This is a genomic window from Streptomyces sp. NPDC052040, from assembly GCF_044548405.1.
Classification (GTDB): domain Bacteria; phylum Actinomycetota; class Actinomycetes; order Streptomycetales; family Streptomycetaceae; genus Streptomyces.
Genome location: NZ_JBIUBV010000001.1, coordinates 197,364 through 223,821, shown reverse-complemented (window position 1 = coordinate 223,821; position 26,458 = coordinate 197,364). Strand labels below are relative to the sequence as shown.

The window sequence follows — 26,458 nt, the reverse complement described above, 5'->3', positions numbered from 1 at the left end:
CGCACGACCCGCCCGAAGGAGCCAATGGCAGTCACTCACCGTGATCAGTTGGCGGCACCGGCGTCGCAGCGGAAAGGGGGCCGACATGCCTTTGCGGCCCTGGGCCTCCCGGATGCGGGAGGCCCAGGGCCTGGTGGCCGCTGTGGAGCAGGAACTCCGCGGGGTCAGGAATCAGAAGATGGGAAGCGCCTTGCCGCGCTGAATCCACGTAATGGGGTAGGCCGCCTTGTCGGACTTGAAGAAGGCCTTCGCCGGAATGACCTGGTACGCCGATGTGGAGGGCTCCTTGTAGGTGACCCACCCGACATAGTCGGCGCCATTCTTGTAACCCTCGATCCAGCCGAGCGCCTTCTCCGGGATCTTCTGGCTCTTCTCGTCCGAAGACGACATCTCCATGGCGGTGGAGTCCGTCGACATCGTGCTGTACGAATAGCTCGCCTCCACACTTGTTCCGCTGCCCAGGAAACCGACGTTGGCGGTGACCTTCCCTCCGGCGGTGTGGGTGTCCGACTCACTGTTGGTGTTGGTCACGGAGTGACTTGTGGTGAACTTCCGGTCGGCTGCTCCCGTATAGCCGTCCGTGCTGATGGCAGGGCTTTGCTCCTTGGACAGCACGCCCGAGAATCCCGTGAAGTTGTTGACGTTGGGGTTCTCCGCCAGGAGGGCGCGCCGCTGCTCCGGCGAGAACTGGAGGTACAGATCCGTCAGATCGCTGACTACGGCATTGGGATCCTTCGCCTTGATCTCCTGCTCGACCCTCGCGAACGGGTAGACGGCGTCCAGTTCCTCCTTCGTGAGCTTGGTGAAGTTCATCGACTCGATCATGGGCAACTTGTCTTCGTTCACCGCCGGGGGCAGATGTATCGAAGAAGCCAGGATGGTGGACACTTCATGGTCTTCATAGAGGTCGCCGATCTTTGCGGAGGCCGGATTCGCGCTCATCAGGAGCGATGCTGCCGCCAGCGTGCCCGAGGCTCCCACGAGTACTGCCCGGCGCATGGTGCGGCGACGCATGGAGCATCCGCCCTTTCGCGATGACATGGTCATGCTTCCCTCTCGGCTTGTGCGGTTCTCGACAGAAATACGCGACGCCAGCGCCGCTCAAGCTGAAAACAGGGGCAGTTGCCCTCGCTCTGGCGTCCGCGATCACGTCCGACACTGCCCCATAAAGTAATCAATCGCCATAGTGGAGCTAAATATTTTGCAAAGTGACGCCTTGTCATTGAATTGTGCGACAATGGCCGATGTCTTCCGCCCGGCCAGGCGCGCGGCGCGGCGCGCGCCTGGCCGGGCAGATCAGCGGTTCGGCACGGGGACCACATTGCCCGCCGCGTTGCACCGCACGGTCCATGCCGTCGCGTAGCCCGCCTCATGGACCCGTACGTCCACGTCGGGGGGCTGCTTGCCGCCGGGTACCTCGGCGTTGGCCGCCGTACAGATGATCTGGCTGAGGCCGAGTCCTCCACCCGTCATCTTCGCCACTGGTACGGGGAGGTTCAGGTCCACGGTTCCATCTGAGGCCCGCGCGGTCAGGTGGCCCGGGAGCGAGGGCACCTCGGTGATCAGACCACGGGCCCGTTCGGCCGTGTCGGGGCCCTTGAGGAGGAGGTCGAGGGCCAGTTGCGGGGTGGCGGGGGCGTTCACCTCGCGGACTGCGGCCTGAAGGCCGTACGGGCCGACGAAGTACAGACGGACGTGATGGGACACGGATCCCGGCCTCAAGCCGGAAGCCGGTGCACCGGCCGGGACCGGGCCGGTGGGGCCGATGCCGCAGCCCGCGAGCAGGACCGTCAACAGGGCGGCAGCCCCGGCGATTTGACGCTTCACGGCGGGTCCTCCTGCATGGGCCGGTACGGGAGCGTGATCGTGAACACCGCGCCTCCGCCCGGGAGGTTGGCGGCGGTGAGGGTGCCGTGGTGCAGACGTACGTTCTCCCTCGCGATGGCCAGCCCGAGGCCGCTGCCCTCGGAACGGGTCCGGGCGGCGTCCGACTTGTAGAAACGGTCGAAGACATGCGGCAGGACCTCATCCGGGATCCCGGGTCCACGGTCGGCGACCTCGATCACCGCGCTGTCCCCGGTCACGGCTGCCCGGACGGTGACGGGCGCGGCACCGTGCCGCAGCGCGTTGCCGATCAGATTCGCGAGGGCGACGTCGATGCGGCGTGCGTCGACTGCGATGCGCGGATCGTCCTCGGGAAGCTCGGTGATCACCTCGTCCCGCCCCCACCAGCCGCGCAGCTGGAGCGTCTTGCGGATGACGGTGCGGAGGCCGACATGGTCGAGGTGGAGGACTGCCGCGCCCGCGTCGAAGCGGGAGATCTCCATCAGGTCCTCCACCAGGACAGCCAGTTTGCGGGTCTCCTCGCTGACGAGGAGGACCGCGTCGGCGGTCTCCGGGGGCAGTGTGCCGGAGGGGGCGTCCTCGTCGAGGGCATCGGTGACGGCGGCCATCGCCGCGAGCGGGGTGCGCAACTCGTGCGAGACGTCGGAGGCGAACCGGCGGGCGTTGGACTCCATGCGCCGCAGTTCGCCGTCGTCGCGCTCCAATGCGGCCGCCATGGTGTTGAAGGTGCCGGTGAGCGAGGCGAGTTCGTCGTTGCCGACGACGTCCAGGCGTGTGTTCAGGGCTCCCGACGTGATGTTCTCGGCCGCCGTGCGCAGGTCTCGTACCGGGCGCAGCACCCGTCGGGCCGCGAAGAGGGCGGCGCCGACCGCGAGGGCGAGCGCGGGTACCGCTCCGGCCCAGGCCGCCGCGATCAGTGCGGAGATGTCGGCCTGTTCACCACGCAGGGAGAGAGTCGCGTAGACAACGAGCCCTGACGGCCTGCCCGTTCCCTGTCCCTGGTCCGTGTAACGCACCGGCATGCCGATGAGGAGCCGGGGGCCGTCGGTTCCGGCCACCCGCTCGTAGAAGGTGGTGCTGCCGCCCCGGGCCGCGGTGCGCAGGGTGCCGCTGATCCCGTCGGCGGTGCCGATGAGCGGGTCGCCGCCCCGGGCGACGGCCGTGCGCCAGTCGCGTGAGCCGGAGGCGAGGTCCAGTTGGCGGGCGAAGGTGCGGAGGTCCGTGGAGGTCGGGTCGGGCGGCAGGTTGGGGATGAGTGAGTCGACCTGGAGGCGCAGGTCGTGGACGGCGGCCTGCTGGGTGCGGTTCAGGATCGCGCTGCGGGCCTGGCGGAAGGTGAGCGCGGCCGTGATGAGAGAGCTGAGCGCGGCGGTGACGAGGAAGGCGACGACCAGGCGCGGACGCAGGCCGCGGGGGAACGCGAGTCTCATGCGGGCACGGGGCCGAAGCGGTAGCCGAAGCCGCGGACGGTCTGCACGTACACCGGGTGGCGCGGGCTCTCCTCGATCTTGGCGCGCAGCCGCATCACGCAGGCGTCGACCAGGCGGGCGTCCCCGTAGTAGCTGTGCTCCCAGATGTCTTCGAGCAGCTGCTGGCGGCTGAAGGTCCGCTCCGGTGCGGCGCTGAGAAAGAGCAGCAGTTTCATCTCCGACGGGGCGAGCGGGATCTCCTCGCCGTGCTTGCGGACGATGAGCGCGTCGCGGTCGATCTCGAGATCCCCCACGGTGGTGGGCCCGGTGTGTGGTGCGGCGTCGGGCGCGGTGGGGGCGACGCGGCGTAGCACCGCGCGCATCCGGGCTTCGATGAGCGCGGCGCTGGCGGGCTTGACGACATAGTCGTCGGCTCCCGCCTCCAGGCCGATGACGACGTCGATGTCGTCGCCGCGCGCGGACAGGATCACGATCGGCAGGAGACTGGTCTCGCGGATACGGCGGCACACCTCCAGACCGCTCATGCCGGGCAGCATCAGATCGAGGACGACGAGGTCGGGCCGGAAGGCGGTCAGCGCCTCCAGACCGTCCTCCCCGGTGCCGACCGCCTCGGTCTCATGCCCGTGGCGGGCGAGGCCCAGGACGATCCCGCGGCGTACGGCCGGATCGTCCTCGATCAGCAGGACACGCGTCATGGACAAGGCTCCTTCCGACGGAGTGCGTCATCCGGCATCAAGGCATACCAGGCAATTGCCCGCAGTACGGTCAAGCCGCTGCTCGTTGCGTGGCTCACTTCAACCGGCTGATGTCGACGGTGCCCGCGCCCGGCACCGGTACCGGAACCACCGCCCACAGCGCCACCCCGATCAGGGCCGCAGCCGCCACCGCCGCCGGGCCGCGCCGGCCGCGGGCCCACCCCGAGCGGAATCGCACCGGATCCTCGACCAGCCGCTTCGTCGCTTCGGCCGCCACCAGTGACACACCGATGGCGACGGCGGCGGCGCCCAAGTCCCCGAGCCCGGAAAGCCGTGGCAGCACCAGCAGATACACCGGCCAGTGCCACAGATACAGGCTGTACGAGATCTCGCCCAGGCGGGTCGGCAGGCGAGCGCCCGCCACCCGCGACGCGCGGGTTCCCGGGACCCCAACGATGAGGACGATCAGCACTGCTGCGGCCAGGGAGTGCAGGAACAGCCCGCCCCGGAAGAGCAGAGGTGCCTTCTCGCCCTCGGTCACCGCCCAGGACACCGCGAGTGCGCACGCCAGGACGAGGCACACCGGGTCGGCCGCGCGGCGTGGCACCCGGCGCACCATGGAGCGCACCGGTGCGGTGGCCATGAGCGCCCCGAGCAGCAGTGCCGACGCGCGGGTGTCGGTGCCCTCGTAGGCTCGGGTGGTGTCCACCGCGGCACCGAGCGAGACGGCCTGAACCAGGGAGAGCAGGGCACCCGTCCCCGCCAGCAGGGCCACCACCTGCTCGCCGTACCGGCCCCGCGCCACGACCGCCACCACCAGGGGCCAGACCAGATAGAACTGCCACTCGACGCCGATGCTCCACAGGTGGGCGAAGATCCGCGTGTCGGAGGCGTTCCAGTAACCGATCTGCTCGGTGATGTAGTGCCAGTTGACCGCCTGCGCCCCGACCCACGGCAGGTCGTCGAGAGCGAGCCGTAGCTGGGTCGAGGTGCCCCAGGCCCAGGTCGCCGACACGGACACGACCGCCACGCAGACCAGGGCGGGCAGCAGACGGCGGGCACGGCGGCCCCAGAACGCTGCCAGGGCCACCCGGCCGCGCCCCGCCTCACCGAGCAGCAGCCCGGTGATCAGGAATCCCGACAGCACGAAGAACAGATCGACACCCAGGAAACCCCCGCGCAGAAGTCCGGCGTGGAAGAGCAGCACGGCCGCGACAGCGAACCCGCGCAGCCCGTCGAGGGCGGCGATGTGCGTACGACGGTCACTCATGGGACGGTCTGTCCCCTCAGCTGTCGCACTTGAGATTGGCGTACCGGCCGTCACCGGTCCACGACCCCTTGGCCCAGGTGTCCACGGCTACCGGCGTGAAGCCCTCCTGCCTGCCGAGTTGTACGGCAAACCAGGAAGCGAACGCGGCAGCCCCCTGCTGGCAGTTGTGGATACCGTCGGACGCGCGCTGAGCCTGCTCCGCCGAGGCGTCGGTTCCCCACAGCCGCGAGGAGTCGAGGAACACCGCGGCGGCGCCGCTGCCCTTGGCCACCTCCTGCGCCACCTGGGGAGCGCTGCGCATCTGCGACGCGTACTTCTTGTAGAAATCGTCGATCTTGACGGGCGGAGCCGGGACGAACACCGCCTTGGCCCCGGCTGCCTCGGCCGTCTTGACGAGCTTCTCGTAGGCGGCGCGCTGCTGGTTCCGGCTTCCCCAGTCGTATGTGGTGATCTGGTAGGCGATCACCGTGGGCTTGAACGACGCGACGTTCTTGGCCAGTTGCTTCCAAGTGTCAGCAGCGATCATCTTGGTGATCTTCTCGCTGCCGGCGACGACCGTTCCCCCACCGTCGGACGACATGTCCTTGAATTCCACGCCATTGGCTTTGAGAGCCGCCCCGATGGCGGGACCTTCGGCCCCCGCGATGGAATCCCCCACCCACAGCACCTTCGCACCGGTGCTCTTCCGCTCCGCCCGAGGAGCGGCTTCCTGACTGCCACACCCGGTCAAGGCGACACCGAGCGCGGCAGCCGAAGCCACCGCGACGAGGGAATAACGAGAATGACGGGAGGGACGGGAATGACGGGAGGCCCCCCGGAACGTACGCCGACACGGGAAACGAGACCTGCGATTGCTGTTCATGCGCCCAGCAGAACAGACCGAATGCCGCTGTCCGGCCGCCGTCATCATTTGCTCATAAAGCAGGCAACAAACACTCATGAAGACCCCGACCCGCCGCACCCGCCGCACGCGGGCACCGGAGACGACCGAGAACGTGCAACGCGTTCGCGTCGCGTCGGCCTGCTCAAGTACCCGTGCGGGAACGTGCCGGCCCCATACGGTCAACGACCAGAGCGACACCGGCACAACCGATCAGCGCCCCAACGGTGTTGGCACAGAGGTCATTGACATCGGCGCTGCGCCCGGACTCGGTCAGGTACTGGGTGGCTTCGATGGCGAAGGAACCGGTAAATCCCCAGAGCGCGGCCTGGTACCGGCGCACCGAGAACGCCGAGAGCAGGAGGCCGCCGGGAACGAACATCAGCACGTTCAGCGCGGCGTCGACGAGGTCGTCGGTATGGGTGACGTCCAGCGGCTTCAGATTGAGGGCCCGGCCACCGCCCGAGGGCGTGCCGAAGGTGAAGTAGACGACGCCGACCACCCAGAAACACAGGAGCGCGAGAGCGACCCGGCGCCCCGGCCGCTGCGGACGCCCGTACGCGGTGGCGACGGCGAAAACCGCCGCGCCCCCGAGAAGACCGATGAGCAGAAAGGACTGGAACCCCATGAGCGGCCGATCACCCGAAGCGTGCGATATCAACGACGAGCCGACGGCCCGACCGGCAACCCCGGAAAGCCAGATCCGGGTCCTTTTTACTGCCGCTGCCCCACGGGGCCACGCCGACAACAGCCGAGGCGACGATCATTTCTATGTCCTTCCCGTACGAAACATCGAACTCTGCACCTGCGGCCCACTGGGCACCATTGGCGCGGTTTCACCAGGAAAGACGTTCCGTGACACCGGTGCGTTGCGGGCACTCCGTCACCACTGCAATGCACTGGCCCTGCCGGTCCGGCCATACCCTGGCCTGCCTCCCCGACGACCGGAATTCCGAGGACGCCCCGCGCCACGGATCGTGGGGGCGTGCCGCGTTCACGCGATGCCGGGCGCGCGGGTGTTACCGAGCAGTCTGTCCACGAGCAGTTCCGGGTAGCCGGTGGCCGGAGGGTCGATGCCGAAGATCGCCCGAATGTAGAGCGGCGCGATGAGATGATCCAGGATCTCCTCCAGGGTCGGAGGGATCTCGCCGCGGGCCGTTGCCCGTTCCCGGATGCTCTCGATGGAGGCGATCCGGCGCTGGAACTGCTGTGCACGTTCCCCCTGTGCGGTGGCGCCGCGGGGCATGGACAGGGCGACGGCGCGGATGAGGATCCGGCCCTCCGGCGTGCGGATGCTCGCCACCCCGCCTGCCGCCCAGGCGATGAGATCCCCGCGCAGGCTCCCGGTGTCGGTCAAGGGCGAGTCCCGTTCGAGACGGGTGGTGACCACGTCGGCGAGCAACGCGTCACGACTGCCCCAACGCCGGTAGATGCTGGTGTGGTTGACCCCCGCACGCTGAGCGATGGCGGGGATGGAGAGGTCGGTTCCCTCCGGGTCGGAGAGCAGGTCGACGACCGCCTGATGGACGGCCGAGCGGACCTGCTCGGGGCTCTTGCGGATACGTGGCGCTGGTTGCTTCGGGCTCATACACCCATCGTAAGCACAGATATTTGCTTCCCTGGTCCGACGGGTCTACAGTTCCAGCCATCGCAAGCACATATCTGTGCTTATGGAGGGTCCGATGGCCACTGCCAGATGGCATATGGCCGATGTTCTGAGGAGAGTGCGATGCAGCAGCTTCTGTTCCCGAACAACATCCAGTTCTGGTACGAGACCCTGCGCTCGATGAGCCACATCGCCTACGGCGGCGCGGACTTCGGCGAGGTCGTCTCCACCGCCGAACGGATCACCGAGGGCGACTACGACAGCTGGTACACCGAGTGGGCCGCCACCGCCGACCGCGTCTCCGTCGAGGCCCAGAAGGCACTGGAGGCCGGCCACAGGGTGAGTGCCCGGGACGGATTCCTACGGGCGTCGAACTACTACCGGTCGGCGGAGTTCTTCCTGCACGGCCGCCCCTGCGACCCGCGCCACGACCAGACCTACGACCGTTCCGTGGAGTGCTTCAAGGCGGCGGCCGCCCTCTACACCACTCCGCGCATCGAGCCCGTCGAGATCCCCTACGAGAACACCACCCTGCCGGGCTACCTCTACCGCGTCGACGACTCCGGGACACTTCGCCCGACCCTGATCATGCACAACGGCTTCGACGGCACCGCGGAGGAAATGCACTTCTTCGGAGCGATGGCAGGCGTCGAGCGCGGCTACAACGTGCTCCTCTTCGACGGCCCCGGCATGCCCGGACCACGACACCACCAGAACCTGGTCTTCCGCCCCGACTGGGAGAACGTGATCACGCCCGTCGTCAACTTCGCCGAAAGCATCCCCGGGACCGACAACCACCGCATAGCGCTCCTGGGCCTCAGCATGGGCGGCGTCCTCGCCCCCAGGGCCGCCGCCTTCGAACACCGTCTGGCCGCGCTGATCACCGTCGACGGCCTCTACGACCTCGGCCAGGTCTCCGTCCGCAACATCCCCGGCACCCGCCAGGAAGCCGAACGGCTTCTGCGGGCGGAGGCCGCCCCGGAACTCGACGCCGCCCTCGAACAGCTCATGGCCAAGGACCCGATCTCCCGCTGGGCCATGAACCACGGCATGTACGTCATGGGCGTCGACACCCCCCGCGCCTTCAACGCCTCCTACCTCGACTACACCCTCGCCGACGGCATCGCCGAGCAGATCCAGTGCCCCACCCTCATCTGCGACGCCGTGGAGGACATGTTCTTCAAGGGCCAGCCCGAACAGCTCTACGACCACCTGACCTGCCCCAAGACCCTCATGGCCTTCACCACCGAGGAAGGCGCGGGAGCCCACTGCCACCCCGGCGCCATGCGCCTGGCCCAGGCCCGCATCTACGACTGGCTCGACGACACCCTCGACGTCAACGCCACCCGCTGAACCCCTCCCGGAGGGAAGAACTCCCGTGGCCCGCAACGGCATCAAGCCCGTCATCGGCCACGAAGCCACGGTCCACGAGGAGTTCTACGACGGCACCTGGCGCGCCGTCCGGCACACCTGCCACAGCACGAAGAAGTCAGCGCAAGGCGCCGGCAGTTGCGTGCAGTGCCTGGTACAGGGCCACGTACTGTGGGGTCTGCGCAGCCGGACCGCCCGGAGGGGCTGCTTGGGGTGGATGCCATGACCAGTGATCGCTCTGCCGTCTCTCGTGACCGCCGTCGCGTCGAGCTTCGCGAGTTCCTGCGCAGTCGCCGGGCTCGGATCTCGCCTGCGGATGTCGGAATGCCGGAGGGCGGGCGGCGGCGCACACCGGGGCTGCGGCGCGAGGAGGTCGCGGTGCTCGCCGGGGTCGGGGTGTCCTGGTACACGTGGTTGGAGCAGGGGCGCGACATCAAGGTCTCGGAGGAGGTGCTCGACGCGATCGCGCGTGTGCTGCTGCTGGATTCCACCGAGCACGCGCATCTGTACCGGCTGGCCGGCCTCAACCCACCGCAGGTCGCCTCGGCGCCATCGGCGCCTGCCCCGCCGCAGGTGCGGCGGCTGCTCGACGCCTGGTCGCCGCGGCCCGGGTACATCCGCGACCGCCACTGGAACTTCACCGACATCAACGACGCCGCCCGCATCGTGTTCGGCTACGGCGAGAGCGACCACAACTGTCTGGTGTCGTACTTCAGCAACGTCCGCTACCGGGTTCTGCACCGGCACTGGGCCGAGACCGCCCCGTACGTGGTCGCCGGTTTCCGTGCCGATGCCGCGCGCTACCCCGAGGACCCGGAGTTCGACCGCATCGCCGAGAAGCTGACTCAGAGCAGCACGGAGTTCGCCGAGCTGTGGGAGCGCCACGACGTGGCGGAGCACACCAGCGCGGTCAAGGCGGTCGACCACCCGGAAGCCGGAACGCTGGTCTTCGACGCCACCCTGCTGCCGCTGCCCGAGCTTCCCGGCCACCACCTGATCCTGCACAACCCCCGTCCGGGCACCGACACCCAGGAACGGCTGGAGCAGCTCTTGGATGCGCGCAGCCTGGTGGTGTCACACCCAGGATGAGCCGGCACTGCCGGACATGGTGGCGTCCGAGGAGGATCACTGCCATGAAGAGCAACCACACGCACATGAAGGCAGTGACCATCCCTGAGTTCGGCGAGTGCGAGGTGCTCCGCGTCGAGTGGATGCCGATCCCCGAGCCAGGCCCCGGCCAGGTGGCCATCGACGTGGCTTATGCGGGCGCCAACTTCGCCGAGGTCCTCTACCGGCGCGGCGTGGTGGACGTGCCGCTGCCCTTCGTGCCCGGCATCGAGGTCTCCGGCCTCATTCGGGCCGTCGGCGAAGGCGTCACGGACCTGAGGGTCGGCCAGCCGGTGGCCGCACTGACGATCGTCGACAGCGGCGGATACGCCGAGGTGTCTGGGCGCCGGCCGCGTGGTAGGGACGGTCGGCAGCCAAGCGAAGATCGAGACCGCCATGCGCTTCGGCTACGACGAGGTGATCCTGCGCGACCGGATCGCCGAGGCAGGCGAGTTCGACATCGTCGTCGACATGGTCGGCGGCCCCTCCCGCACCGCCAGCCTGGACCGGCTGGCCCCCATGGGACGGCTGGTGGTGATGGGCAACGCCTCGGGCGCTGACGACGTCGGCATCCTGGCCAACCACCTGTGGTTCACCAACAAGACCGTCTCCGGCTTCAACCTCGCCGCCTTCTCCGCAGCCTTCCCCGAGGAGGCCGGGCAGGCCCTGTGCCGCGCCGTACACGCCGCGGCACAGGGAACCCTGCGGGTACAGGCCGAGGCCCTGCCGCTTGAACAGGCCGCAGAAGCACACCGCCGCATCGAATCCGGGCAGACCACCGGCAAGCTGGTCCTCACCGTCGCGACGTTCTCACACGGAGCCACCCACCCGTAGGCCCGTAGACATCGGCCCTTCCCCGCCCGTAACGCACATGGCGCGCACCCAGCACACCCCCTGAAACCGCAGGTCAGCGTCCCTTTTCGGCAGGCTCAAGAATCGCCACGCACTCCACGTGGTGCGTCATCGGAAACAGATCGAACGCCCGCAGTGTCCGCACCCGGTACCCCCCGTCCCGGAAGTACCCCAGGTCGCGGGCCAGGGCTGCCGGGTCGCAGGCTACGTAGGCGATGCGGCGGGGGGTGAGGGAGGTGAGCTGGTGGACCGTGGTGCGGCCTGCGCCCGCGCGTGGGGGGTCGAGGACGATGAGGTCGACCTCGGTGATGCCGGTGCGGGGCAGGACGGATTCGACCTTGCCCTGTTCGATGCGTACCCGGGGGAAGTCGGCGAGGTTGTGCCGGGCGTCCTCGACGGCGCGCTTGCCGGATTCGATGCCGAGGACCGCGCCCTTCTCGCCCAGGCGGTCCGCGAGGGCTCCCGCGAAGAGGCCGACGCCGCAGTACAGGTCGAGCGCCATCTCGCCCTTGCGGGGCAGCAGGCCCTGCATCACCGCGGTGACCAGGGTGTCCGCGGCCTTCGGGTGGACCTGCCAGAAGCCGCTGTTGCCGACGCGGTGGGTGCGGCCGTCGGCGCGTTCGCGGACGAAGGGGCGGCCGTGGACGCGGTGCACACCACCGGTCTTCTCGTCGACGCGCAGGACCGAGACCGGCTTGTCCAGTTCGACCAGCGGCAGCCGCGCACCCGGCTTCGGGGTCAGGACGACCTGGCGGTCACCGGAGCCCGTGGCCGCGATCGCCTCGACGGAGTCCATGCCCGTCCAGTCCCGCTTCTCGATGCCCAGCTCGCTGACGCCCTCGGCGGCGATCATGCAGTGCTCGACCGGTTCGACCTCGTGCGAGCGGTGGCGGCGCAGGCCCGCGCGGCCGGCCGGGTCCACCGCGTACTGGACCCGGGTGCGCCACTGCGGCACCTCGCCGGCCGGTAGCTTGTCGCCCTCGGCCGGGAGGACCGTGCCGTCCCAGCCCGCCTCCTCGGGGGTGAGGCCCGCGAGCCGCAGCAGCTGCTCGGCGATCACCTCGCCCTTCAGCCTCCGCTGGGCGCCCGGCTTGGCGTGCTGCCAGTCGCAGCCGCCGCAGCGGCCGGGGCCCGCGTAGGGGCAGGGCGTGTCGATGCGGTCCTTGGACGCCTGGAGCACCCGCACCGCGTCCGCGCGCAGAAAGCGGGCTCCCTCCTCGCCCTCCGTCACCCGGGCCACCACCCGCTCCCCGGGCAGGGTGTGCCGGACGAAGAGGACCTGGCCGGTCTCGGTACGGGCGATGCAGTGGCCGCCATGGGCGACGGGGCCGATCTCGACCTCGTACTCCTCGCCCACCAGCGACTTCTTCGGTACTGCCTGCATGGTGGGACGACTCCAGACGAGAGGGGGAAGGGGGACGAACGGCGCGGCCGGACGACAGCCCACCAGTCTACGTGGCTGTCGTCCGGCCGTTCACCAGGAGAGGCGGGGCCCGGTTCAGGACTCCGAGGCCGACGACTCCTTGGCGCGCTGTTCGGCGGGGCCGCGGCGCACCGCACCGGGGGCGTTCCAGTCCTGCCGCCTGCGGGCCCGCTGCTTCGCCAGTTCGGACGACTCCAGCTGGTACGGCACCGAGGTCACCATGACACCGGGCGTGAACAGCAGCCGGCCCTTGAGCCGCAGTGCGCTCTGGTTGTGCAGCAGATGCTCGTACCAGCGGCCGACGACGTACTCAGGGATGATCACGGACACGGCGTCGCGCGGGGACTCGCGGCGCAGGCTCTTCACGTACTCGATCACCGGCCGGGTGATCTCGCGGTACGGGGAGTCGAGGATCTTCAGCGGTACGTCGATGCCGCGCCGCTCCCACTCGTCCTTGAGGGCCTTGGTCTCCGCCGGGTCGACGTTGACGCTGAGCGCCTCCAGGGTGTCGGTGCGCAGCAGCCTGGCGTAGGCGAGGGCGCGCAGCGTCGGGCGGTGGATCTTGGAGATCAGGACCACCGAGTGGACGCGGGAGGGGCGCACACTGTCGTCGCTGGGGGCCTCGGGGGCGGCGAGTTCCTCCGACACCCGGTCGTAGTGGCGGCGGATCGCCGTCATCGTGGCGTAGAAGATGCACATGCCGAGCAGGGCGACCCAGGCGCCGTGGGTGAACTTCGTGACCAGGACGACGACCAGGACCAGGCCGGTGAAGAAGGCGCCGAAGGCGTTGATGGCGCGCGAGCGGACCATGTGGCGGCGCTTGGCGGGGTCCTGCTCGGTGGCCAGGTGCCGGTTCCAGTGGCGGACCATGCCGGTCTGACTCAGCGTGAACGACACGAAGACACCGACGATGTACAGCTGGATCAGCCGGGTGGAGTCGGCGCCGTAGATGCAGATCAGCATGGTGGCCGCGCCCGCGAGCAGCACGATGCCGTTGGAGAAGGCGAGGCGGTCGCCGCGGGTGTGGAGCTGGCGCGGCAGGTAGCGGTCCTGGGCGAGGATCGAGCCGAGCAGCGGGAAGCCGTTGTAGGCGGTGTTGGCGGCGAGGAAAAGCACCAGCGCGGTGGCCGCGGCGAGGACGATGAACAGCAGGCTGCCCTTGCCGAAGACGGCCTCGGCGACCTGGGAGATCACCGGGTTCTGGACATAGCCGGAGCCCACCCCGGCCCCGTTGCGGAGCAGGTCGGTGGCCGGGTTCTCGGCCATCCGGACCTTGGTCGTCATGGCGAGCACGATGATGCCGCAGAACATGGTGACGGCGAGCAGACCCATCATCGCGAGCGTGGTGGCCGCGTTCTTCGACTTGGGCTTGCGGAAGGCCGGGACGCCGTTGGAGATGGCCTCGACACCGGTGAGGGCGGCACAGCCGGAGGAGAAGGCGCGCAGCAGCAGGAAGACGAGCGCGAAGCCCGCCAGGCCCTGGTGCTCGGCCCGGATCTCGTACGAGGCGGTGGGCGCGCGCATGGTGTCGCCGAGGACCAGGCCGCGGAAGGCACCCCACGCGATCATGATGAACACGCCCGCGACGAAGACATAGGTCGGGATCGCGAAGAGGGTGCCGGACTCCTTGACCCCGCGCAGGTTCATCAGGGTGAGGAGCACGACCACGGCGACCGCGCAGAGCACCTTGTGCTGGACGACGAAGGGGACGGCGGAGCCGAGGTTCTCGATGCCCGAGGAGATGGACACCGCGACGGTGAGGACGTAGTCGACGAGCAGGGCGCTGGCGACGGTGAGGCCGGCCTTGGGCCCGAGGTTGGTGGTGGCCACCTCGTAGTCGCCGCCGCCGCTCGGGTACGCGTGCACGTTCTGCCGGTAGGACGCGACCACCGTGAACATGAGTACGACGACGGCGGCCGCGATCCAGGGGCTGAAGTGGTAGGCCGACACGCCCGCGATGGACAGGACCAGCAGCACCTCCCCGGGGGCGTAGGCCACGGAGGAGAGCGGGTCGGAGGCGAAGACGGGGAGTGCGATGCGCTTCGGCAGGAGGGTCTCCCCCAGCCGGTCACTGCGCAGTGCGCGCCCGATGAGGATCCGTTTGGGCACGTCGGTCAGTTTGGACACAAGAGAGGATCGTAAGGGGTCGGTCCCGGAGTGTCCCAGCCGCGGATGGAGATCTGCCTCACGGGTGAATTCGCCGAGCGCCTTTGCTGCGGATTCCGCAGGTGGGGAGTTTCGCGTGGCGCCGCGGCAAAACCCCTTCCGCTGCCGCCCGGAGAGGGTCGGGGGCGCGCGCGGGCGGGGGCGGCCGGGCCCGCGCGCGGCTCCGCGGCCCCGGAATCCTCATATTCCCGGCGGCCCGGCCCGACGGGCGCCGGTGACGTGGAGCTGTCCGGCACGCCTGCGCGGGGGGTCCCCTTGGTGACCGCACGTGTGTAGCTTGGGCGGCGGTCTGAGACCCTGTTCTTGACGTTCTAGGCGTTCTTGGCGTTTCGGCCGAGCCAGTGACCATCGACATCGGAAGGACGGTCGTGCACATCGTCATCATGGGCTGCGGAAGAGTGGGCTCCGCTCTTGCCCAGACCCTGGAGCAACAGGGGCACACGGTCGCCGTGATCGACCAGGACCCCACTGCCTTCCGACGGCTGGGCTCCGGGTTCGGCGGCCGCCGCGTCACGGGAGTCGGCTTCGACCAGGACACCCTGCGCGAGGCGGGAATCGAGGAGGCCGGCGCCTTCGCCGCGGTCTCCAGCGGGGACAACTCGAACATCATCGCTGCGCGGGTGGCCCGCGAGATGTTCGGCATCGAGAACGTCGCGGCCCGTATCTACGACCCCCGCCGCGCGGAGGTCTACCAGCGCCTGGGCATTCCCACCGTGGCGACCGTGCGGTGGACGGCCGACCAGATGCTGCGCCGACTGCTGCCCTCGGGCGCCGAGCCGCTGTGGCGGGACCCCACCGGGGGCGTCCAGCTCGCCGAGGTGCACACCTCCCCGGCCTGGATCGGTCACAAGGTCAGCAGGCTCCAGGAGGAGACCGGTGTCCGCGTGGCGTTCCTCACCCGGCTGGGCGAGACGATGCTGCCCACCTCGCAGACGGTGTTGCAGGAGGGCGATCTGGTGCACGTGATGATGCGGACGCACGAGGTGGAGAAGGTCGAGGCGGCGTTCGCCAAGGGTCCTGAAGGAGAGGGCGCGCACTGATGAGGGTCGCCATTGCCGGTGCCGGTGCCGTGGGCCGCTCGATCGCGGGCGAACTGCTGGAGAACGGACACGAGGTCCTGCTGATCGACAAGGCGCCGACCGCCATCTCGGTCGAGCGCGTCCCGCAGGCGGAGTGGCTGCTGGCCGACGCCTGTGAGATCACGTCCCTGGACGAGGCGGCGCTTCAGCGTTGCAGCGTGGTGATCGCCGCGACGGGCGACGACAAGGTGAACCTGGTCGTCTCCCTGCTGGCGAAGACGGAGTACGGCGTCCCGCGGGTCGTCGCCCGGGTCAACAACCCGAAGAACGAATGGCTCTTCAACGAGTCCTGGGGCGTGGACGTGGCCGTCTCCACCCCGCGTCTGATGTCCGCGCTGGTGGAGGAGGCGGTGAGCGTCGGCGACCTGGTCCGTCTGCTCCGTTTCAGCCACGGCGACGCGAACCTGGTGGAGCTGACCCTGCCGCCGGAGTCCGCTCTGGCCGGTACCCAGGTCGGTGACGTGGAGTGGCCGCAGGACACCTCGCTGGTGACCATCATCCGCGGCACCCGGGTGCTCACCCCGTCCCAGGAGGACTCCCTGGAGGCGGGCGACGAACTGCTGTTCGTGGCGGCTCAGGCGCGCGAGGAACAGCTGGAGGACCTGCTCTCCGTCCGCCGGGAGAACTCCGAGGGCTAGAACTCCGAGGGCTGGCCCGTCGGCCCCGTGTCCGACGGGCCCTCGCCGGGGATGCGGCTGGCGGCGGCTGAAACGATCAGCCGCCGCCGGCGAACGGTCGACCGGCCGACCAGGTGGTCGCCCGGGTCACCCTCGGCCCTTAAGCGTCCCTGCGGTGCCGGCCCGGTGCTCCCGGCACTCCCTGCGCGGAGTGCCCCTCGGCGGCGGTCGCGGCGGTCTTGCGCTCCTCCTCGGCCTTCTCCTCCGCCTCCATCTCCGCGAAGACGTCGATCGGCGCGGGCGCCTTCGCCAGGAAGACCCAGGTCAGCCACACCGCGAGCAGGAACGGCGGGATTTTCAGCGCGATCAGGACCCAGCCGAGCTGAGCGGTGTTCGCCCACCAGTAGAGCGGGAACAGGATCGCGCACTTGGCGAGCAGGATCAGTCCCCAGGCCCAACTGGCCTTGGTGTACGCCTTCTTGCGGCCCGGATTGCGGGTGCGCCAGGAGAGGTTCTCCTTGAAGACCGGGCCGAGCATCAGACCGATCAGGGGCACCCCGGCGAGCGTGGTCACGATGTACGCGAGGGCCAGCCCCAGCGTGTAGAGCATGCCCGGCAGATAGAAGTCCTTGGCATTGCCGGTCATCATCGCGAAGACCACGCCGAAGGCCACTCCGAACACACCGCTGAAGGCGTGCTTCACGGTGTCCCGCATGACGAGGCGGACCGCCACGAGCACCAGCGACACCGCGAGCGCGGTGATCGCCGACCAGTGCAGGTCCTTGTTGATCGTGAAGACGGTGACGAAGAAGAGACCGGGCACCACGGTCTCGACCATGCCCCGCACTCCGCCGAACGCCTCGAACAGCGCGGCCTCGGTCACCGCCCGTGAATCCTGCTGGGCGTCTTCGGTCGGCTTCTCGAGTGACGTCACCGGCTACTCCCGTCCGAGCGGTCTGAGTTCGTACTTGGGATTGAACAGCACCCTGCGGCCCCGGCTCAGGGAGATCCGGCCCGAAGCGATGAGCTTGCGTCCCGGTTCTATGCCGACGATGGAACGACGGCCGAGCCAGACCAGGTCCAGCGCGGCCGAGCCGTCGAACAGCTCGGCCTCCAGCGCCGGGACGCCGGCCCGCGGGCGCAGCGTGACCGTGCGCAAGGTACCAGTAACCGTCACGATCTGACGGTCGTGGCAGTCGCCGATCCGGGTGCAGCCCGTCGTCTCGGCATCCTCACGCAGCTCCTCGGACTCCAGGTCCTCCTGTGACGAGGAAAGCCGGTCGAGCATCCGCCGGAAACGGCCCGCCGGCTTTTCGGAACGAGGAACAGCGCTCATACCGAAAGCGTACCGGGGCGCTGCGACGGCACCGGCCACCCGGCGTCGTCCCGCACGATCGCCTCACTTCTCGAACCGGTATCCCATTCCGGGCTCGGTGATGAAGTGCTTCGGGTGCGAGGGGTCCGCCTCCAGTTTGCGCCGCAGCTGGGCCATGTACACCCGGAGGTAGTTGGTCTCCGTGCCGTAGGAGGGGCCCCACACCTCCTGGAGCAGCTGCTTCTGGCTGACCAGGCGGCCGGTGTTGCGCACCAGCACCTCCAGCAGATGCCACTCGGTGGGGGTGAGGCGTACGTCTCTTCCGGCCCGGTTGACCTTCTTGGCGGCCAGGTCGACGGTGAACCCGGCGGTCTCCACCAGGACGTCGTCCTCGCCTCCCCCGGTCGGCTCGGCCCGGCGGACGGCGGCGCGGAGGCGGGCCAGCAGTTCGTCCATGCCGAAGGGCTTGGTGACGTAGTCGTCCGCGCCCGCGTCCAGTGCCTCGACCTTCTCGTCGGAGGAGTGGCGGGCGGACAGGACGAGGATCGGCACGCGGGTCCAGCCGCGCAGCCCCTTGATCACCTCGACGCCGTCCATGTCGGGCAGTCCGAGGTCGAGCACGACCACATCGGGGTGGCGGGCGGCGGCGAGCTGGAGCGCGGTGGCGCCGTCGGGGGCCGCGTCCACGTCGTACTTGCGCGCCTTGAGGTTGATCACGAGGGCGCGCACGATCTGCGGCTCGTCGTCGACCACGAGCACCCGGGTCATGTGGTTTGCCTTTCTGGTTCAGCGACGGGTGCGGAGCGCCGGGGGCTCTCCGCGGCTCGCAGGGAGAGGACCATCGTGAGGCCGCCGCCGGGGGTGTCCTCGGCGTTCAGGGTGCCGTCCATGGCCTCGGCGAAGCCGCGGGCGACCGCGAGGCCGAGTCCGACCCCGGCGCCGCGGGGGGCGTCGCCGTAGCGCTGGAAGGGTTCGAAGATCCGTTCCTTCGCCTCGTCGGGGACGCCCGGCCCCCGGTCGACCACGCGGACCTCGACCCGGTCGGCGAGGGCGCTCGCGGAGACCAGCACAGGCGTTTCCCCGGGGCTGTACTTGACGGCGTTCTCGACCAGGTTGGCGACGGTGCGCTCCAGCAGTCCGGCGTCCACGGCGACCATGGGCAGGCTCTCCGGGACGTCCAGTTCGACGCTGTCCTCGGGGACTCCGCCGAGCGCCATCGGCACCACCTCGTCCAGGTCGATGACCCGGATGAGCGGGGCGACGGTGCCGGTCTGGAGGCGGGACATGTCCAGCAGATTGCCCACCAGGTGGTCGAGCCGGTCGGCGCCCTCCTCGATCGCGGCAAGGAGCTCGGCCCGGTCCTCCTCCGACCACTCCACGTCGTCCGACCGGAGCGAGGTGACCGAGGCCTTGATCCCGGCCAGCGGGGTGCGCAGATCATGGCTGACGGCGGCCAGCAGGGCGGTGCGGATCCGGTTGCCCTCGGCCAGCTCACGGGCCTGTTCGGCCTCCTGCTTCAGCCGCTGGCGGTCCAGCACCACGGCGGCCTGCGCGGCGAACGCGGCCAGCACCCGGCGGTCGGAGGCGGGCAGCACCCGCCCGGACAGCGCCAGGGCCATGTGGTCGCCCACGGGGACGTCCACATCGGCGTCCTCGGGCCGTTCGACCGCCGCGCCGGGGCCCACGCTCCCCGCGCAGGTCCAGGGGTCCACGTCACCGGCGCGCTCCAGCAGGGCGGCGGACTCCATGGCGAAGGTCTCGCGCACCCGTTCGAGCAGCTCCTCGAGTCCGGTCTCGCCGCGCAGCACGCTGCCCGCCAGGAAGGAGAGGATCTCCGACTCGGCGCGCAGCCGGGCCGCCTGGTGGGTGCGCCGGGCGGCCAGGTCGACCACGGAGGCGACCGAGACCCCGACCCCCACGAAGATCGCGATGGCGACGATGTTCTTGGGGTCGGCGATCGTCCAGCGGTGCAGCGGGGGCGTGTAGTAGTAGTTCAGCAGCAGGGAGCCGAAGGCCGCCGAGGCGAGGGCCGGGAAGAGGCCGCCGAGCAGGGCCGCCGCCACGGTCAGCGCCAGGAACAGCAGCATGTCGTTGGCGAGACCGAGGTCGACGGTATTGAGCAGCAGCGCCAGGACGACCGGGCCCACGATCCCGGCCAGCCAGCCCGCGATGATGCGGGTGCGGCCGAGCCGTGCGCCCCGGGCCACGGGCAGGCCGCGCCCCTTGGCGGCCTCCTCATGGGTCACGATGTGCACATCGAGGTCGGGGCCCGACTCGCGGGCGACCGTGGCGCCGACGCCCGGCCCGAAGACGTACTGCCACGCCTTGCGGCGCGAGGAGCCGAGGACGATCTGGGTGGCGTTCACCCCGCGGGCGAAGTCCAGCAGCGCCGCGGGGATGTCGTCGCCGACGACATGGTGGAAGGTGCCGCCGAGGTCCTCCACCAGCGTCCGCTGGACCGCCAGCTCCTTGGGCGAGGCGGAGGTGAGACCGTCGCTGCGGGAGATGTAGACGGCCAGCACCTCGCCGCCCGCGCCCTTCTCCGCCAGCCGGGCGGCCCGGCGGATCAGGGTGCGGCCCTCGGGGCCGCCGGTCAGGCCCACCACGATCCGCTCGCGGGAGCCCCAGATCGTGGAGACCCGGTGCCGCCTGCGGTATTCGTTCAGGTATTCGTCGACCCGGTCGGCCACCCACAGCAGGGCCAGTTCCCGCAGGGCGGTCAGGTTTCCGGGCCGGAAGTAGTTCGACAGGGCCGCGTCGACCTTGTCGGGCTGGTAGATGTTCCCGTGCGCCATGCGCCGCCGCAGCGCCTGCGGGGACATGTCGACCAGTTCGATCTGGTCCGCGCGGCGCACCACCTCGTCCGGGACCGTCTCCCGCTGCCGTACGCCCGTTATGGACTCCACGACGTCGCCGAGGGACTCCAGATGCTGGATGTTCACCGTGGAGACCACGTCGATCCCGGCGGCGAGCAGCTCCTCGACGTCCTGCCAGCGCTTGGCGTTGCGGGAGCCGGGGATGTTGGTGTGGGCCAGTTCGTCCACCAGGGCGACGGCGGGCGCCCGGTGCAGCACCGCGTCCACGTCCATCTCGGTGAAGACCGCGCCCCGGTGGGCGAGTTCCCGGCGCGGGACCTGCTCCAGACCGTGCAGCATCACCTCGGTGCGGGGGCGGCCGTGGTGCTCCACGAAGGCCACCACGCAGTCCGTCCCGCGTTCGATGCGGCGGTGGGCCTCGGAGAGCATGGCGTAGGTCTTGCCGACCCCCGGTGCCGCACCGAGGTAGATCCGTAGCTTGCCGCGTCCCATGGCCTCATTGTCTTCCCACACACACCTGCGTACGCTGCGTCGACCTTACGGCCAACAATTACGGCAAAAGAGACAGGGTGCACCTGGACGTACGTCTTTGACGAAACCCTGATGGCCCGGACTCCCCCGCCCGGGGGCGCACGGACGAGAGAGGCCGCACCCCCCGGGGGCACGGCCTCGCATTCGTCTCTGTCCGCCGAGCGGTCAGCGCACCTCGGTGATCTCGGGGCCGCGCTGGAGCTGGCCCATGCCACCGGAGAAGCGGGACCCGGCGTCCTCCTGCTGCACGCCCTCGGGCACCATCTGGGCATCGTTCGGCAGTTCCAGGACGATCGGGTCGCGCGGGGCCATCGGGCCCTCGCCCCGCACCACGACGGTGTCCCGGAAGATCTGCTCCAGTAGACCGGCGGCCTGCGGCTGCACCGCTCCCTGACCGGAGATCACACCCCGCAGGAACCAGCGCGGGCCGTCCACGCCGACGAACCGCACGACCTGGAAACCGCTCGTGCCGTCCGGCAGCTGCACCGGCACCTGGGCCCGCAGCTCCCAGCCGAGGGGCCCCTCGACCTCGTCGACGATCCCGCCCTGCTGGGTGATCCCGCTGCCGATCTCCTCGCGGACCTCGCCCCAGATGCCCTCGCGCTTGGGCGCGGCGAAGGCCTGGAGCTGGATGGCGCTGTCCCGCAGCACCACGGTCGCCGCGACGATCGCGTCGCCCGCGACCTCGACCCGCAGCTCCATGCCCTCGACCCCGGGAATGAACAGACCGCCCAGGTCCACCCGGCCCTCGCCGGGCTCGCGGACCTCGGAGTCGTCCCAGGGGCCATCGGGGCGCGGCTCCGGTTCGAGCCTCACGCGCTCGCGCTCGCCCTCTTCCTCCGCCTCAGTGTCGACACCGTCGACGACCTGCTCGGCCTCGCCGGCCGCGTCCTCGGCGGCACCCGTCTTCTTGCGACGTCCGAACACGTCACTGTCCTTCCCGGTCGGATACGACCGATGCGTATCGATTCCCACCCGTTGCCCCGCCCACGGCGGAGTGACCGCCGGTGGACCCGAAGCCCCCCGCGGCCCTTGCCGAGTCGGGAAGCTCCGCGACCTCCTGGAAGCGGACCCTCTCGACCTGCTGCACGACCAGTTGGGCAATCCGGTCGAAGCGCTCGAACCGCACGGCCTCGCGCGGGTCGAGGTTCACCACGATCACCTTGATCTCCCCACGGTACCCGGCATCAACCGTCCCCGGGGCATTCACCAGGGCGACACCGCACCGCGCGGCGAGGCCGGACCGCGGGTGCACGAAGGCCGCGTACCCCTCGGGGAGGGCGATGGACACGCCCGTGGGCAGAACGGCCCGCTCACCGGGAGCGAGTTCGCACGCCTCGGTGGTCCGCAGATCGGCGCCCGCGTCACCGGGGTGCGCGTACGCCGGAAGGGGGACGTCGGGGTCGACGCGCCGGATCAGCACGGTCAGGGAATCGCTGGTCACGGGTTCACCTCGAAGGCTCGGGTACGCCGGAGCTGGTCCGGGTCGTTCATGACCGCCTGGATCTCCCGGGGGCGGCCGTTGTCGATGAAGTGGTCGACCTTGACCTCGACGAAGAGGGCCTCGGCGCGGACGGCCACGGGACCCTCGGGTCCGCCGATGCGGCCGGTGGCCCGGGAGTAGATCTTGCGTCCGGCCACGGCCGTCACCTCGGCCTCCAGATACAGCACAGTACCCACGGGGACCGGCCGTACGAAGTCGGTCTCCAGCCGTCCGGTCACCGCGACGGTGCGCAGCAGCCAGTTCAGCGAGCCGAGGGTCTCGTCGAGGGCGGTGGCGAGCACTCCGCCGTGCGCGAGGCCGGGTGCCCCCTGGTGGGCGGGCCGGACGGTGAACTCCGCGGTGAGGGACACGCCCTCGCCCGCCCGCGCCTGGAGGTGCAGCCCGTGGGGCTGATCCTCGCCGCATCCGAAGCACTGCGCGTAGTGCGCCCCGAGCAGCTCTCCCGGAGCGGGCGCGTCGGGGTGCCGTACGGGTGCCGCGGCGTCGGCGGGGGGCGTCAGAGACCCGGAAGTACCACTCACAGCCGCAGACCTTACCCGCGCGTGAACGCGATCCGGACACCGTGCCAAGCTTGGGCCCATGCAGCTCTCCGCGTCGCCGTACGAAGAACGCCTCACCGCACCCCGGTCCTGGTGGCTGATGTGCCTCCTGGTCGGTGTCGCCCTGGCCCTCGTCCTGCTTCCGTTCGGCACGCTGCCGCTGCTCGGCGCGCTGGTCGGCGGCACCGCCGTGTCGGCCGTGGTGGTCAGCTCCTACGGCTCCGTGCGCATCCGGGTGGTGGGTGACTCGCTGCTCGCGGGCGAGGCCCGGATCCCGCTGTCGGCGCTCGGCGGGGCGGAGACCCTGGACCGGGAGGAGGCGCGCGCCTGGCGCACCTACAAGGCGGACACCCGGGCCTTCATGCTGCTGCGCGCCTACATTCCCACGGCCCTGAAGGTCGAGGTCACGGACCCGGCCGACCCGACGCCCTATCTGTATCTGTCGACGCGGGAGCCCGAGCGGCTGGCGGCGGCGCTCCAGGCGGCCCGTACGCAGGCGTAGGCACCCCGGACACCCTCGGGGGCCCCGGCGGGCCTCCGAGGGATCAGGGATCCAGCTCCAGGGGGTTCTCGGGCTCTTCCAGGGGCGGGAGTTCCGGCAGCGCGTCCCACGGCACCTGCCGCTCCCGGAGGTCCGTGCGGATCCGTTCGGCCAGCCGCCGGGTGTCGCGCCGGTTCATGACCGCCCCGACCGCGGCCCCGACCATGAACGGCATCAGATTGGGCAGGTCGCGCACCACGCGCTTCATGATCTGCTGCCGCACCTCGCGCTTCATCCGGCCGCCCAGGGCCGCGTCGATGGTGGACGGCTTGGTCACCACGATCCCGCGCTCGCCGGACCAGGACCGCAGATAGGTGGTGCTGCGCTGGCCGAGGGTCCCCTCCGGCCGCAGTCCGTACAGCTCGTACAGTTCGGCGATCAGCTTCAGCTCGATCGCGGCGACGCCGGTGATCTCCGCGGCCAGTTCGGTCGGCATGGCGGGCGGTACGGGCATCATCGCGGCCGCTCCGACCCCGGCGCCGACGGTGGCCGTGGCGCTCGACGCGCCGACCACGAGTTTGTCGGCGATCTCCTCGGGTCCGAGCCCGGGGAACTGTCGGCGCAGGGTCTCCAGGTCCCGCACGGGGACCCGGGGGGCCAGGTCGATGATCCGGTCGGTGAGATACGCCAGGGCCGCCTTCGCCCGGCTGCCGCCCTTGCGGACGCCTTCCCGGATTCCGGCTCGCACGGCGGCCGCCCGACGGCGTCCGCCGGGTACCGGGGAGTCGGCAGGCTTGTCGGGCCCCTCGGGGGCCCGGGGGGCGGCTGCCGGTCCGAGCGAGGCCGTTCCCTCGGAGTCCTCGATTGCCTTGGATTCCTCGACGGAAGGGCCCCGCTCGTCGTCACGCACGCCATCAGGGCCGTCCAGCGGCCCCCGGTCCGCTTCCCGGCGCGGGAAGCGGCGCTTCCAGGGAGGGGTCGAGCCGTTCACGGCCGACCCCGCCTCAGTCGCAGTCGCGACAGATCGGCTGGCCGTTCTTCTCGCGGGCCAGCTGGCTGCGGTGGTGCACCAGGAAGCAGCTCATGCAGGTGAACTCATCCTGCTGCTTCGGGAGCACACGGACGGCCAACTCCTCGTTCGAGAGGTCGGCGCCCGGCAGTTCGAGGCCCTCTGCGGCCTCGAACTCGTCGACGTCGACAGCCGACGCCGACTTGTCGTTCCTCCGGGCCTTCAGTTCTTCAAGGCTGTCGGAATCGACATCGTCGTCGGTCTTGCGTGGGGTGTCGTAATCGGTTGCCATTTCGCTCTCCCCCTCTGGGTGTCTGCGGGTGTCTCCAGCGCACGTAACGCGTGAGAGGCCGGACTTGTGCCCGCCTCGAGGCGGAGATTTTGCCTCACATCAAGGTCTGTTACTCAATCGACACCCAACCGGACTCCTCATGAGTGATCGGGTTGGATGGCGAAGCGGACCGTACACGGTCCCGGGGCTGCACTTCAAAGCCACCTCACCGTGTACTTCCCGTGATCAAGCCCCCGGAAAACCCGGATTTTCCCGGCCCTTCCCGTGTCATGGAGTGACGCAGAGTAGACGGCCGGAATGGCGCCCTTGTGATCGATCACACATCGGAATCCCGGGCGGGCAGCCCGGAAATTCCGCCCGAAGCGAACAACGGGCGGCCACCGGAGGGCATGATCTCAAATGGGCAGGGTGACACGCATCACGAGGCCACCCCCTTCACGGGGCTGTGCGGTGATGTGGCCGCCGTGGGCGCGTGCCACGGACCGCGCGATGGACAGGCCGAGGCCCACGCCCTTGTCGCTGCCCGTGCGCTCGTTCCGCAGCCGGGTGAACGGCTCGAACAGATTGTCGATCTCGTACGCGGGGACGACCGGTCCGGTGTTGGTCACCACCAGGACCGCCTGCCCGTGCTGGACCTGGGTGGTCACCTCCACCCAGCCGCCCTCCGCGACGTTGTAGCGCACGGCGTTCTGGACCAGGTTCAGGGCGATGCGCTCCAGCAGGACGCCATTGCCCTGGACGACGGCGGGAGCGCGCTCGCCCCCGAGCCGGACGCCCTTGGCCTCCGCCTCGGCATGCACCTGGTCGACGGCCTGGGAGGCCACCTCCGCCAGGTCGACGGGCCCCCGCTCGACGATCTGGTTGTCGCTGCGGGCGAGCAGCAGCAGCCCCTCCACGAGCTGCTCGCTGCGCTCGTTGGTGGCCAGCAGTGTCCTGCCGAGCTGCTGGAGCTCCACGGGCGCCCCCGGGTCGGCGAGATGGACCTCCAGGAGGGTGCGGTTGATCGCCAGCGGCGTGCGCAGCTCGTGCGAGGCGTTGCCGACGAACCGCTGCTGGGCCGTGAAGGCCCGCTGGAGGCGCTCCAGCATGTCGTCGAAGGTGTCCGCCAGCTCCTTCAGCTCGTCGTCCGGGCCGTCCAGCTCGATCCGGCGGGACAGGTCCGAACCGGCGACCGCGCGGGCCGTGCGGGTGATCCGGCCGAGCGGGGACAGCACCCGGCCCGCCATCGCGTAGCCGAAGGCGAAGGCGATCACGGCGAGGCCGAGCAGCGCCAGCAGCGAGCGGCTGAGCAGATTGTCCAGGGCGTGCTGGCGCTGCTCGTTCACACAGGCGTTCATGGCGTCGTTCAGCTCGCTCGCCGAGGGGCGGGCCGGGAAGTTGCAGGTGTCGCTGGCGACCTGCCCCGAGAGGATCTTGAACGGAAGGTCGCTGCCCACATTGAGCGCATGCGCCGCGAACAGATAGATGATCGACAGCAGCAGGATCCCGGCGATCAGGAACATGCCGCCGTACAGCAGCGTGAGCCGTATGCGGATGGTCGGGCGCAGCCAGGGGAACGGGGGTTCCGGCCGGCGCGGGTCCCAGGTGGGCTTGGGCGGGGCGGTGGGGGGTGCCGGGGTCGTCGCCACGG

General features: G+C 69.9%; 26 protein-coding genes and 1 pseudogene. 7 read left to right on the top strand and 20 right to left on the bottom strand.

From position 1 onward, the window contains the following. Window positions 1–171 precede the first annotated feature (171 nt). The 8 genes from ACIHAA_RS00935 to ACIHAA_RS00900 form a co-directional block, all read right to left on the bottom strand. A complete protein-coding gene (locus ACIHAA_RS00935) occupies window positions 172–1,014 on the bottom strand; it encodes a hypothetical protein (protein WP_399811261.1) in 843 nt (280 codons plus the stop codon). A gap of 282 nt (window positions 1,015–1,296) precedes the next feature. Continuing rightward, on the bottom strand, window positions 1,297–1,827 hold the full coding sequence (locus ACIHAA_RS00930) for a hypothetical protein (RefSeq protein ID WP_399811258.1): 531 nt from the start codon (window positions 1,825–1,827) through the stop codon (window positions 1,297–1,299). Then, entirely contained in the window at window positions 1,824–3,275 is a 1,452-nt protein-coding gene (locus ACIHAA_RS00925; RefSeq protein ID WP_399811255.1) for a sensor histidine kinase, read from the bottom strand. The genes ACIHAA_RS00930 and ACIHAA_RS00925 overlap by 4 nt, the downstream gene beginning before the upstream one ends. Next, a complete protein-coding gene (locus tag ACIHAA_RS00920) occupies window positions 3,272–3,970 on the bottom strand; it encodes a response regulator (RefSeq protein ID WP_399811252.1) in 699 nt (232 codons plus the stop codon). The genes ACIHAA_RS00925 and ACIHAA_RS00920 overlap by 4 nt, the downstream gene beginning before the upstream one ends. Before the next feature lie 94 nt (window positions 3,971–4,064). Continuing rightward, window positions 4,065–5,240, bottom strand: coding sequence for an acyltransferase family protein (locus tag ACIHAA_RS00915; protein WP_399811249.1), 1,176 nt, complete (start codon window positions 5,238–5,240; stop codon window positions 4,065–4,067). Window positions 5,241–5,256: 16 nt separating this feature from the next. Beyond that, window positions 5,257–6,000 (bottom strand): SGNH hydrolase domain-containing protein, encoded by a 744-nt coding sequence (locus tag ACIHAA_RS00910; protein WP_399811247.1) that lies wholly within the window; start codon window positions 5,998–6,000, stop codon window positions 5,257–5,259. A gap of 265 nt (window positions 6,001–6,265) precedes the next feature. Next, on the bottom strand, window positions 6,266–6,748 hold the full coding sequence (locus ACIHAA_RS00905) for a VanZ family protein (RefSeq protein WP_399811244.1): 483 nt from the start codon (window positions 6,746–6,748) through the stop codon (window positions 6,266–6,268). A gap of 366 nt (window positions 6,749–7,114) precedes the next feature. Further along, window positions 7,115–7,708, bottom strand: coding sequence for a TetR/AcrR family transcriptional regulator (locus tag ACIHAA_RS00900; RefSeq protein ID WP_399811242.1), 594 nt, complete (start codon window positions 7,706–7,708; stop codon window positions 7,115–7,117). A 141-nt stretch (window positions 7,709–7,849) separates the two neighbouring features. Between ACIHAA_RS00900 and ACIHAA_RS00895 the strand changes: the two genes are divergently transcribed. The 4 genes and pseudogenes from ACIHAA_RS00895 (at window position 7,850) to ACIHAA_RS00880 (ending at window position 11,038) form a co-directional block, all read left to right on the top strand. Next, a complete protein-coding gene (locus ACIHAA_RS00895) occupies window positions 7,850–9,079 on the top strand; it encodes an alpha/beta fold hydrolase (protein WP_399811240.1) in 1,230 nt (409 codons plus the stop codon). A 240-nt stretch (window positions 9,080–9,319) separates the two neighbouring features. Next, window positions 9,320–10,186 carry a helix-turn-helix transcriptional regulator gene (locus ACIHAA_RS00890; RefSeq protein ID WP_399811238.1) on the top strand — a complete coding sequence of 289 codons (867 nt, stop codon included), beginning with the start codon at window positions 9,320–9,322 and terminating at the stop codon, window positions 10,184–10,186. Next, window positions 10,183–10,446 (top strand): annotated as a pseudogene (locus ACIHAA_RS00885) (hypothetical protein); the annotation flags it as partial. The gene ACIHAA_RS00890 and the pseudogene ACIHAA_RS00885, both read left to right, overlap by 4 nt. A 112-nt stretch (window positions 10,447–10,558) precedes the next feature. Further along, window positions 10,559–11,038: a zinc-binding dehydrogenase gene (locus ACIHAA_RS00880; RefSeq protein WP_399811236.1), complete on the top strand. Its 480-nt coding sequence runs from the start codon at window positions 10,559–10,561 to the stop codon at window positions 11,036–11,038. A gap of 73 nt (window positions 11,039–11,111) precedes the next feature. Here ACIHAA_RS00880 and ACIHAA_RS00875 read toward each other — a convergent pair whose 3' ends face one another. Together ACIHAA_RS00875 and ACIHAA_RS00870 are read right to left on the bottom strand one after the other, a co-directional pair. After that, the gene (locus ACIHAA_RS00875) at window positions 11,112–12,440 is read right to left on the bottom strand and encodes a class I SAM-dependent RNA methyltransferase (protein WP_399811234.1); all 1,329 of its coding nucleotides are present in this window, start codon (window positions 12,438–12,440) and stop codon (window positions 11,112–11,114) included. 114 nt (window positions 12,441–12,554) lie between these two features. Continuing rightward, window positions 12,555–14,606 carry an APC family permease gene (locus tag ACIHAA_RS00870; RefSeq protein ID WP_399811232.1) on the bottom strand — a complete coding sequence of 684 codons (2,052 nt, stop codon included), beginning with the start codon at window positions 14,604–14,606 and terminating at the stop codon, window positions 12,555–12,557. A 407-nt stretch (window positions 14,607–15,013) separates the two neighbouring features. On the opposite strand from ACIHAA_RS00870, the gene ACIHAA_RS00865 reads away from it, so the two are divergent. After that, window positions 15,014–15,685 (top strand): potassium channel family protein, encoded by a 672-nt coding sequence (locus ACIHAA_RS00865; protein ID WP_399811229.1) that lies wholly within the window; start codon window positions 15,014–15,016, stop codon window positions 15,683–15,685. Then, the gene (locus ACIHAA_RS00860) at window positions 15,685–16,362 is read left to right on the top strand and encodes a potassium channel family protein (protein ID WP_399811226.1); all 678 of its coding nucleotides are present in this window, start codon (window positions 15,685–15,687) and stop codon (window positions 16,360–16,362) included. Before ACIHAA_RS00865 ends, ACIHAA_RS00860 begins: the two co-directional genes overlap by 1 nt. A 139-nt stretch (window positions 16,363–16,501) precedes the next feature. On the opposite strand, the gene ACIHAA_RS00855 is transcribed toward ACIHAA_RS00860, so the two are convergent. The 7 genes from ACIHAA_RS00855 to ACIHAA_RS00825 all read right to left on the bottom strand — a co-directional run bounded on the left by ACIHAA_RS00855 (window position 16,502) and on the right by ACIHAA_RS00825 (window position 23,028). Further along, window positions 16,502–17,275 carry a DUF3159 domain-containing protein gene (locus tag ACIHAA_RS00855; RefSeq protein WP_399811224.1) on the bottom strand — a complete coding sequence of 258 codons (774 nt, stop codon included), beginning with the start codon at window positions 17,273–17,275 and terminating at the stop codon, window positions 16,502–16,504. A 3-nt stretch (window positions 17,276–17,278) separates the two neighbouring features. Further along, the gene (locus ACIHAA_RS00850) at window positions 17,279–17,677 is read right to left on the bottom strand and encodes an OB-fold nucleic acid binding domain-containing protein (RefSeq protein WP_399811222.1); all 399 of its coding nucleotides are present in this window, start codon (window positions 17,675–17,677) and stop codon (window positions 17,279–17,281) included. Window positions 17,678–17,740: 63 nt separating this feature from the next. Next, on the bottom strand, window positions 17,741–18,424 hold the full coding sequence (locus ACIHAA_RS00845; RefSeq protein WP_399811219.1) for a response regulator: 684 nt from the start codon (window positions 18,422–18,424) through the stop codon (window positions 17,741–17,743). After that, on the bottom strand, window positions 18,421–20,964 hold the full coding sequence (locus ACIHAA_RS00840; protein ID WP_399811216.1) for an ATP-binding protein: 2,544 nt from the start codon (window positions 20,962–20,964) through the stop codon (window positions 18,421–18,423). Before ACIHAA_RS00840 ends, ACIHAA_RS00845 begins: the two co-directional genes overlap by 4 nt. A gap of 204 nt (window positions 20,965–21,168) precedes the next feature. Continuing rightward, a complete protein-coding gene (locus tag ACIHAA_RS00835; protein ID WP_399811213.1) occupies window positions 21,169–21,930 on the bottom strand; it encodes a DUF3710 domain-containing protein in 762 nt (253 codons plus the stop codon). Between the two features lies 1 nt (window position 21,931). Beyond that, the gene (dut, locus tag ACIHAA_RS00830) at window positions 21,932–22,426 is read right to left on the bottom strand and encodes a dUTP diphosphatase (protein WP_399813664.1); all 495 of its coding nucleotides are present in this window, start codon (window positions 22,424–22,426) and stop codon (window positions 21,932–21,934) included. Window positions 22,427–22,443: 17 nt separating this feature from the next. Continuing rightward, a complete protein-coding gene (locus ACIHAA_RS00825) occupies window positions 22,444–23,028 on the bottom strand; it encodes a PaaI family thioesterase (protein ID WP_399811211.1) in 585 nt (194 codons plus the stop codon). 58 nt (window positions 23,029–23,086) lie between these two features. Here ACIHAA_RS00825 and ACIHAA_RS00820 point away from each other — a divergent pair, with 58 nt between their 5' ends. Then, window positions 23,087–23,548 carry a DUF3093 domain-containing protein gene (locus tag ACIHAA_RS00820; protein ID WP_399811208.1) on the top strand — a complete coding sequence of 154 codons (462 nt, stop codon included), beginning with the start codon at window positions 23,087–23,089 and terminating at the stop codon, window positions 23,546–23,548. Between the two features lie 43 nt (window positions 23,549–23,591). Here ACIHAA_RS00820 and ACIHAA_RS00815 read toward each other — a convergent pair whose 3' ends face one another. From ACIHAA_RS00815 to ACIHAA_RS00805, 3 genes are all read right to left on the bottom strand, one after another. Further along, the gene (locus ACIHAA_RS00815; protein WP_399811206.1) at window positions 23,592–24,518 is read right to left on the bottom strand and encodes a hypothetical protein; all 927 of its coding nucleotides are present in this window, start codon (window positions 24,516–24,518) and stop codon (window positions 23,592–23,594) included. Between the two features lie 13 nt (window positions 24,519–24,531). Then, window positions 24,532–24,828, bottom strand: a complete 297-nt coding sequence (locus ACIHAA_RS00810) for a DUF4193 domain-containing protein (RefSeq protein ID WP_003993510.1) — start codon at window positions 24,826–24,828, stop codon at window positions 24,532–24,534. Between the two features lie 395 nt (window positions 24,829–25,223). Continuing rightward, the gene (locus tag ACIHAA_RS00805; RefSeq protein ID WP_399811202.1) at window positions 25,224–26,456 is read right to left on the bottom strand and encodes a sensor histidine kinase; all 1,233 of its coding nucleotides are present in this window, start codon (window positions 26,454–26,456) and stop codon (window positions 25,224–25,226) included. Between the last annotated feature and the right edge of the window lie 2 nt (window positions 26,457–26,458).

Coding starts and splice junctions, on each gene's coding strand:
- ACIHAA_RS00935 (WP_399811261.1), bottom strand. CDS start 1,014: ATGCGTCGCCGCACCATGCGCCGGGCAGTACTCGTGGGAGCCTCGGGC.
- ACIHAA_RS00925 (WP_399811255.1), bottom strand. CDS start 3,275: ATGAGACTCGCGTTCCCCCGCGGCCTGCGTCCGCGCCTGGTCGTCGCC.
- ACIHAA_RS00920 (WP_399811252.1), bottom strand. CDS start 3,970: ATGACGCGTGTCCTGCTGATCGAGGACGATCCGGCCGTACGCCGCGGG.
- ACIHAA_RS00915 (WP_399811249.1), bottom strand. CDS start 5,240: ATGAGTGACCGTCGTACGCACATCGCCGCCCTCGACGGGCTGCGCGGG.
- ACIHAA_RS00905 (WP_399811244.1), bottom strand. CDS start 6,748: ATGGGGTTCCAGTCCTTTCTGCTCATCGGTCTTCTCGGGGGCGCGGCG.
- ACIHAA_RS00900 (WP_399811242.1), bottom strand. CDS start 7,708: ATGAGCCCGAAGCAACCAGCGCCACGTATCCGCAAGAGCCCCGAGCAG.
- ACIHAA_RS00895 (WP_399811240.1), top strand. CDS start 7,850: ATGCAGCAGCTTCTGTTCCCGAACAACATCCAGTTCTGGTACGAGACC.
- ACIHAA_RS00890 (WP_399811238.1), top strand. CDS start 9,320: ATGACCAGTGATCGCTCTGCCGTCTCTCGTGACCGCCGTCGCGTCGAG.
- ACIHAA_RS00875 (WP_399811234.1), bottom strand. CDS start 12,440: ATGCAGGCAGTACCGAAGAAGTCGCTGGTGGGCGAGGAGTACGAGGTC.
- ACIHAA_RS00860 (WP_399811226.1), top strand. CDS start 15,685: ATGAGGGTCGCCATTGCCGGTGCCGGTGCCGTGGGCCGCTCGATCGCG.
- ACIHAA_RS00850 (WP_399811222.1), bottom strand. CDS start 17,677: ATGAGCGCTGTTCCTCGTTCCGAAAAGCCGGCGGGCCGTTTCCGGCGG.
- ACIHAA_RS00845 (WP_399811219.1), bottom strand. CDS start 18,424: ATGACCCGGGTGCTCGTGGTCGACGACGAGCCGCAGATCGTGCGCGCC.
- ACIHAA_RS00840 (WP_399811216.1), bottom strand. CDS start 20,964: ATGGGACGCGGCAAGCTACGGATCTACCTCGGTGCGGCACCGGGGGTC.
- ACIHAA_RS00820 (WP_399811208.1), top strand. CDS start 23,087: ATGCAGCTCTCCGCGTCGCCGTACGAAGAACGCCTCACCGCACCCCGG.
- ACIHAA_RS00810 (WP_003993510.1), bottom strand. CDS start 24,828: ATGGCAACCGATTACGACACCCCACGCAAGACCGACGACGATGTCGAT.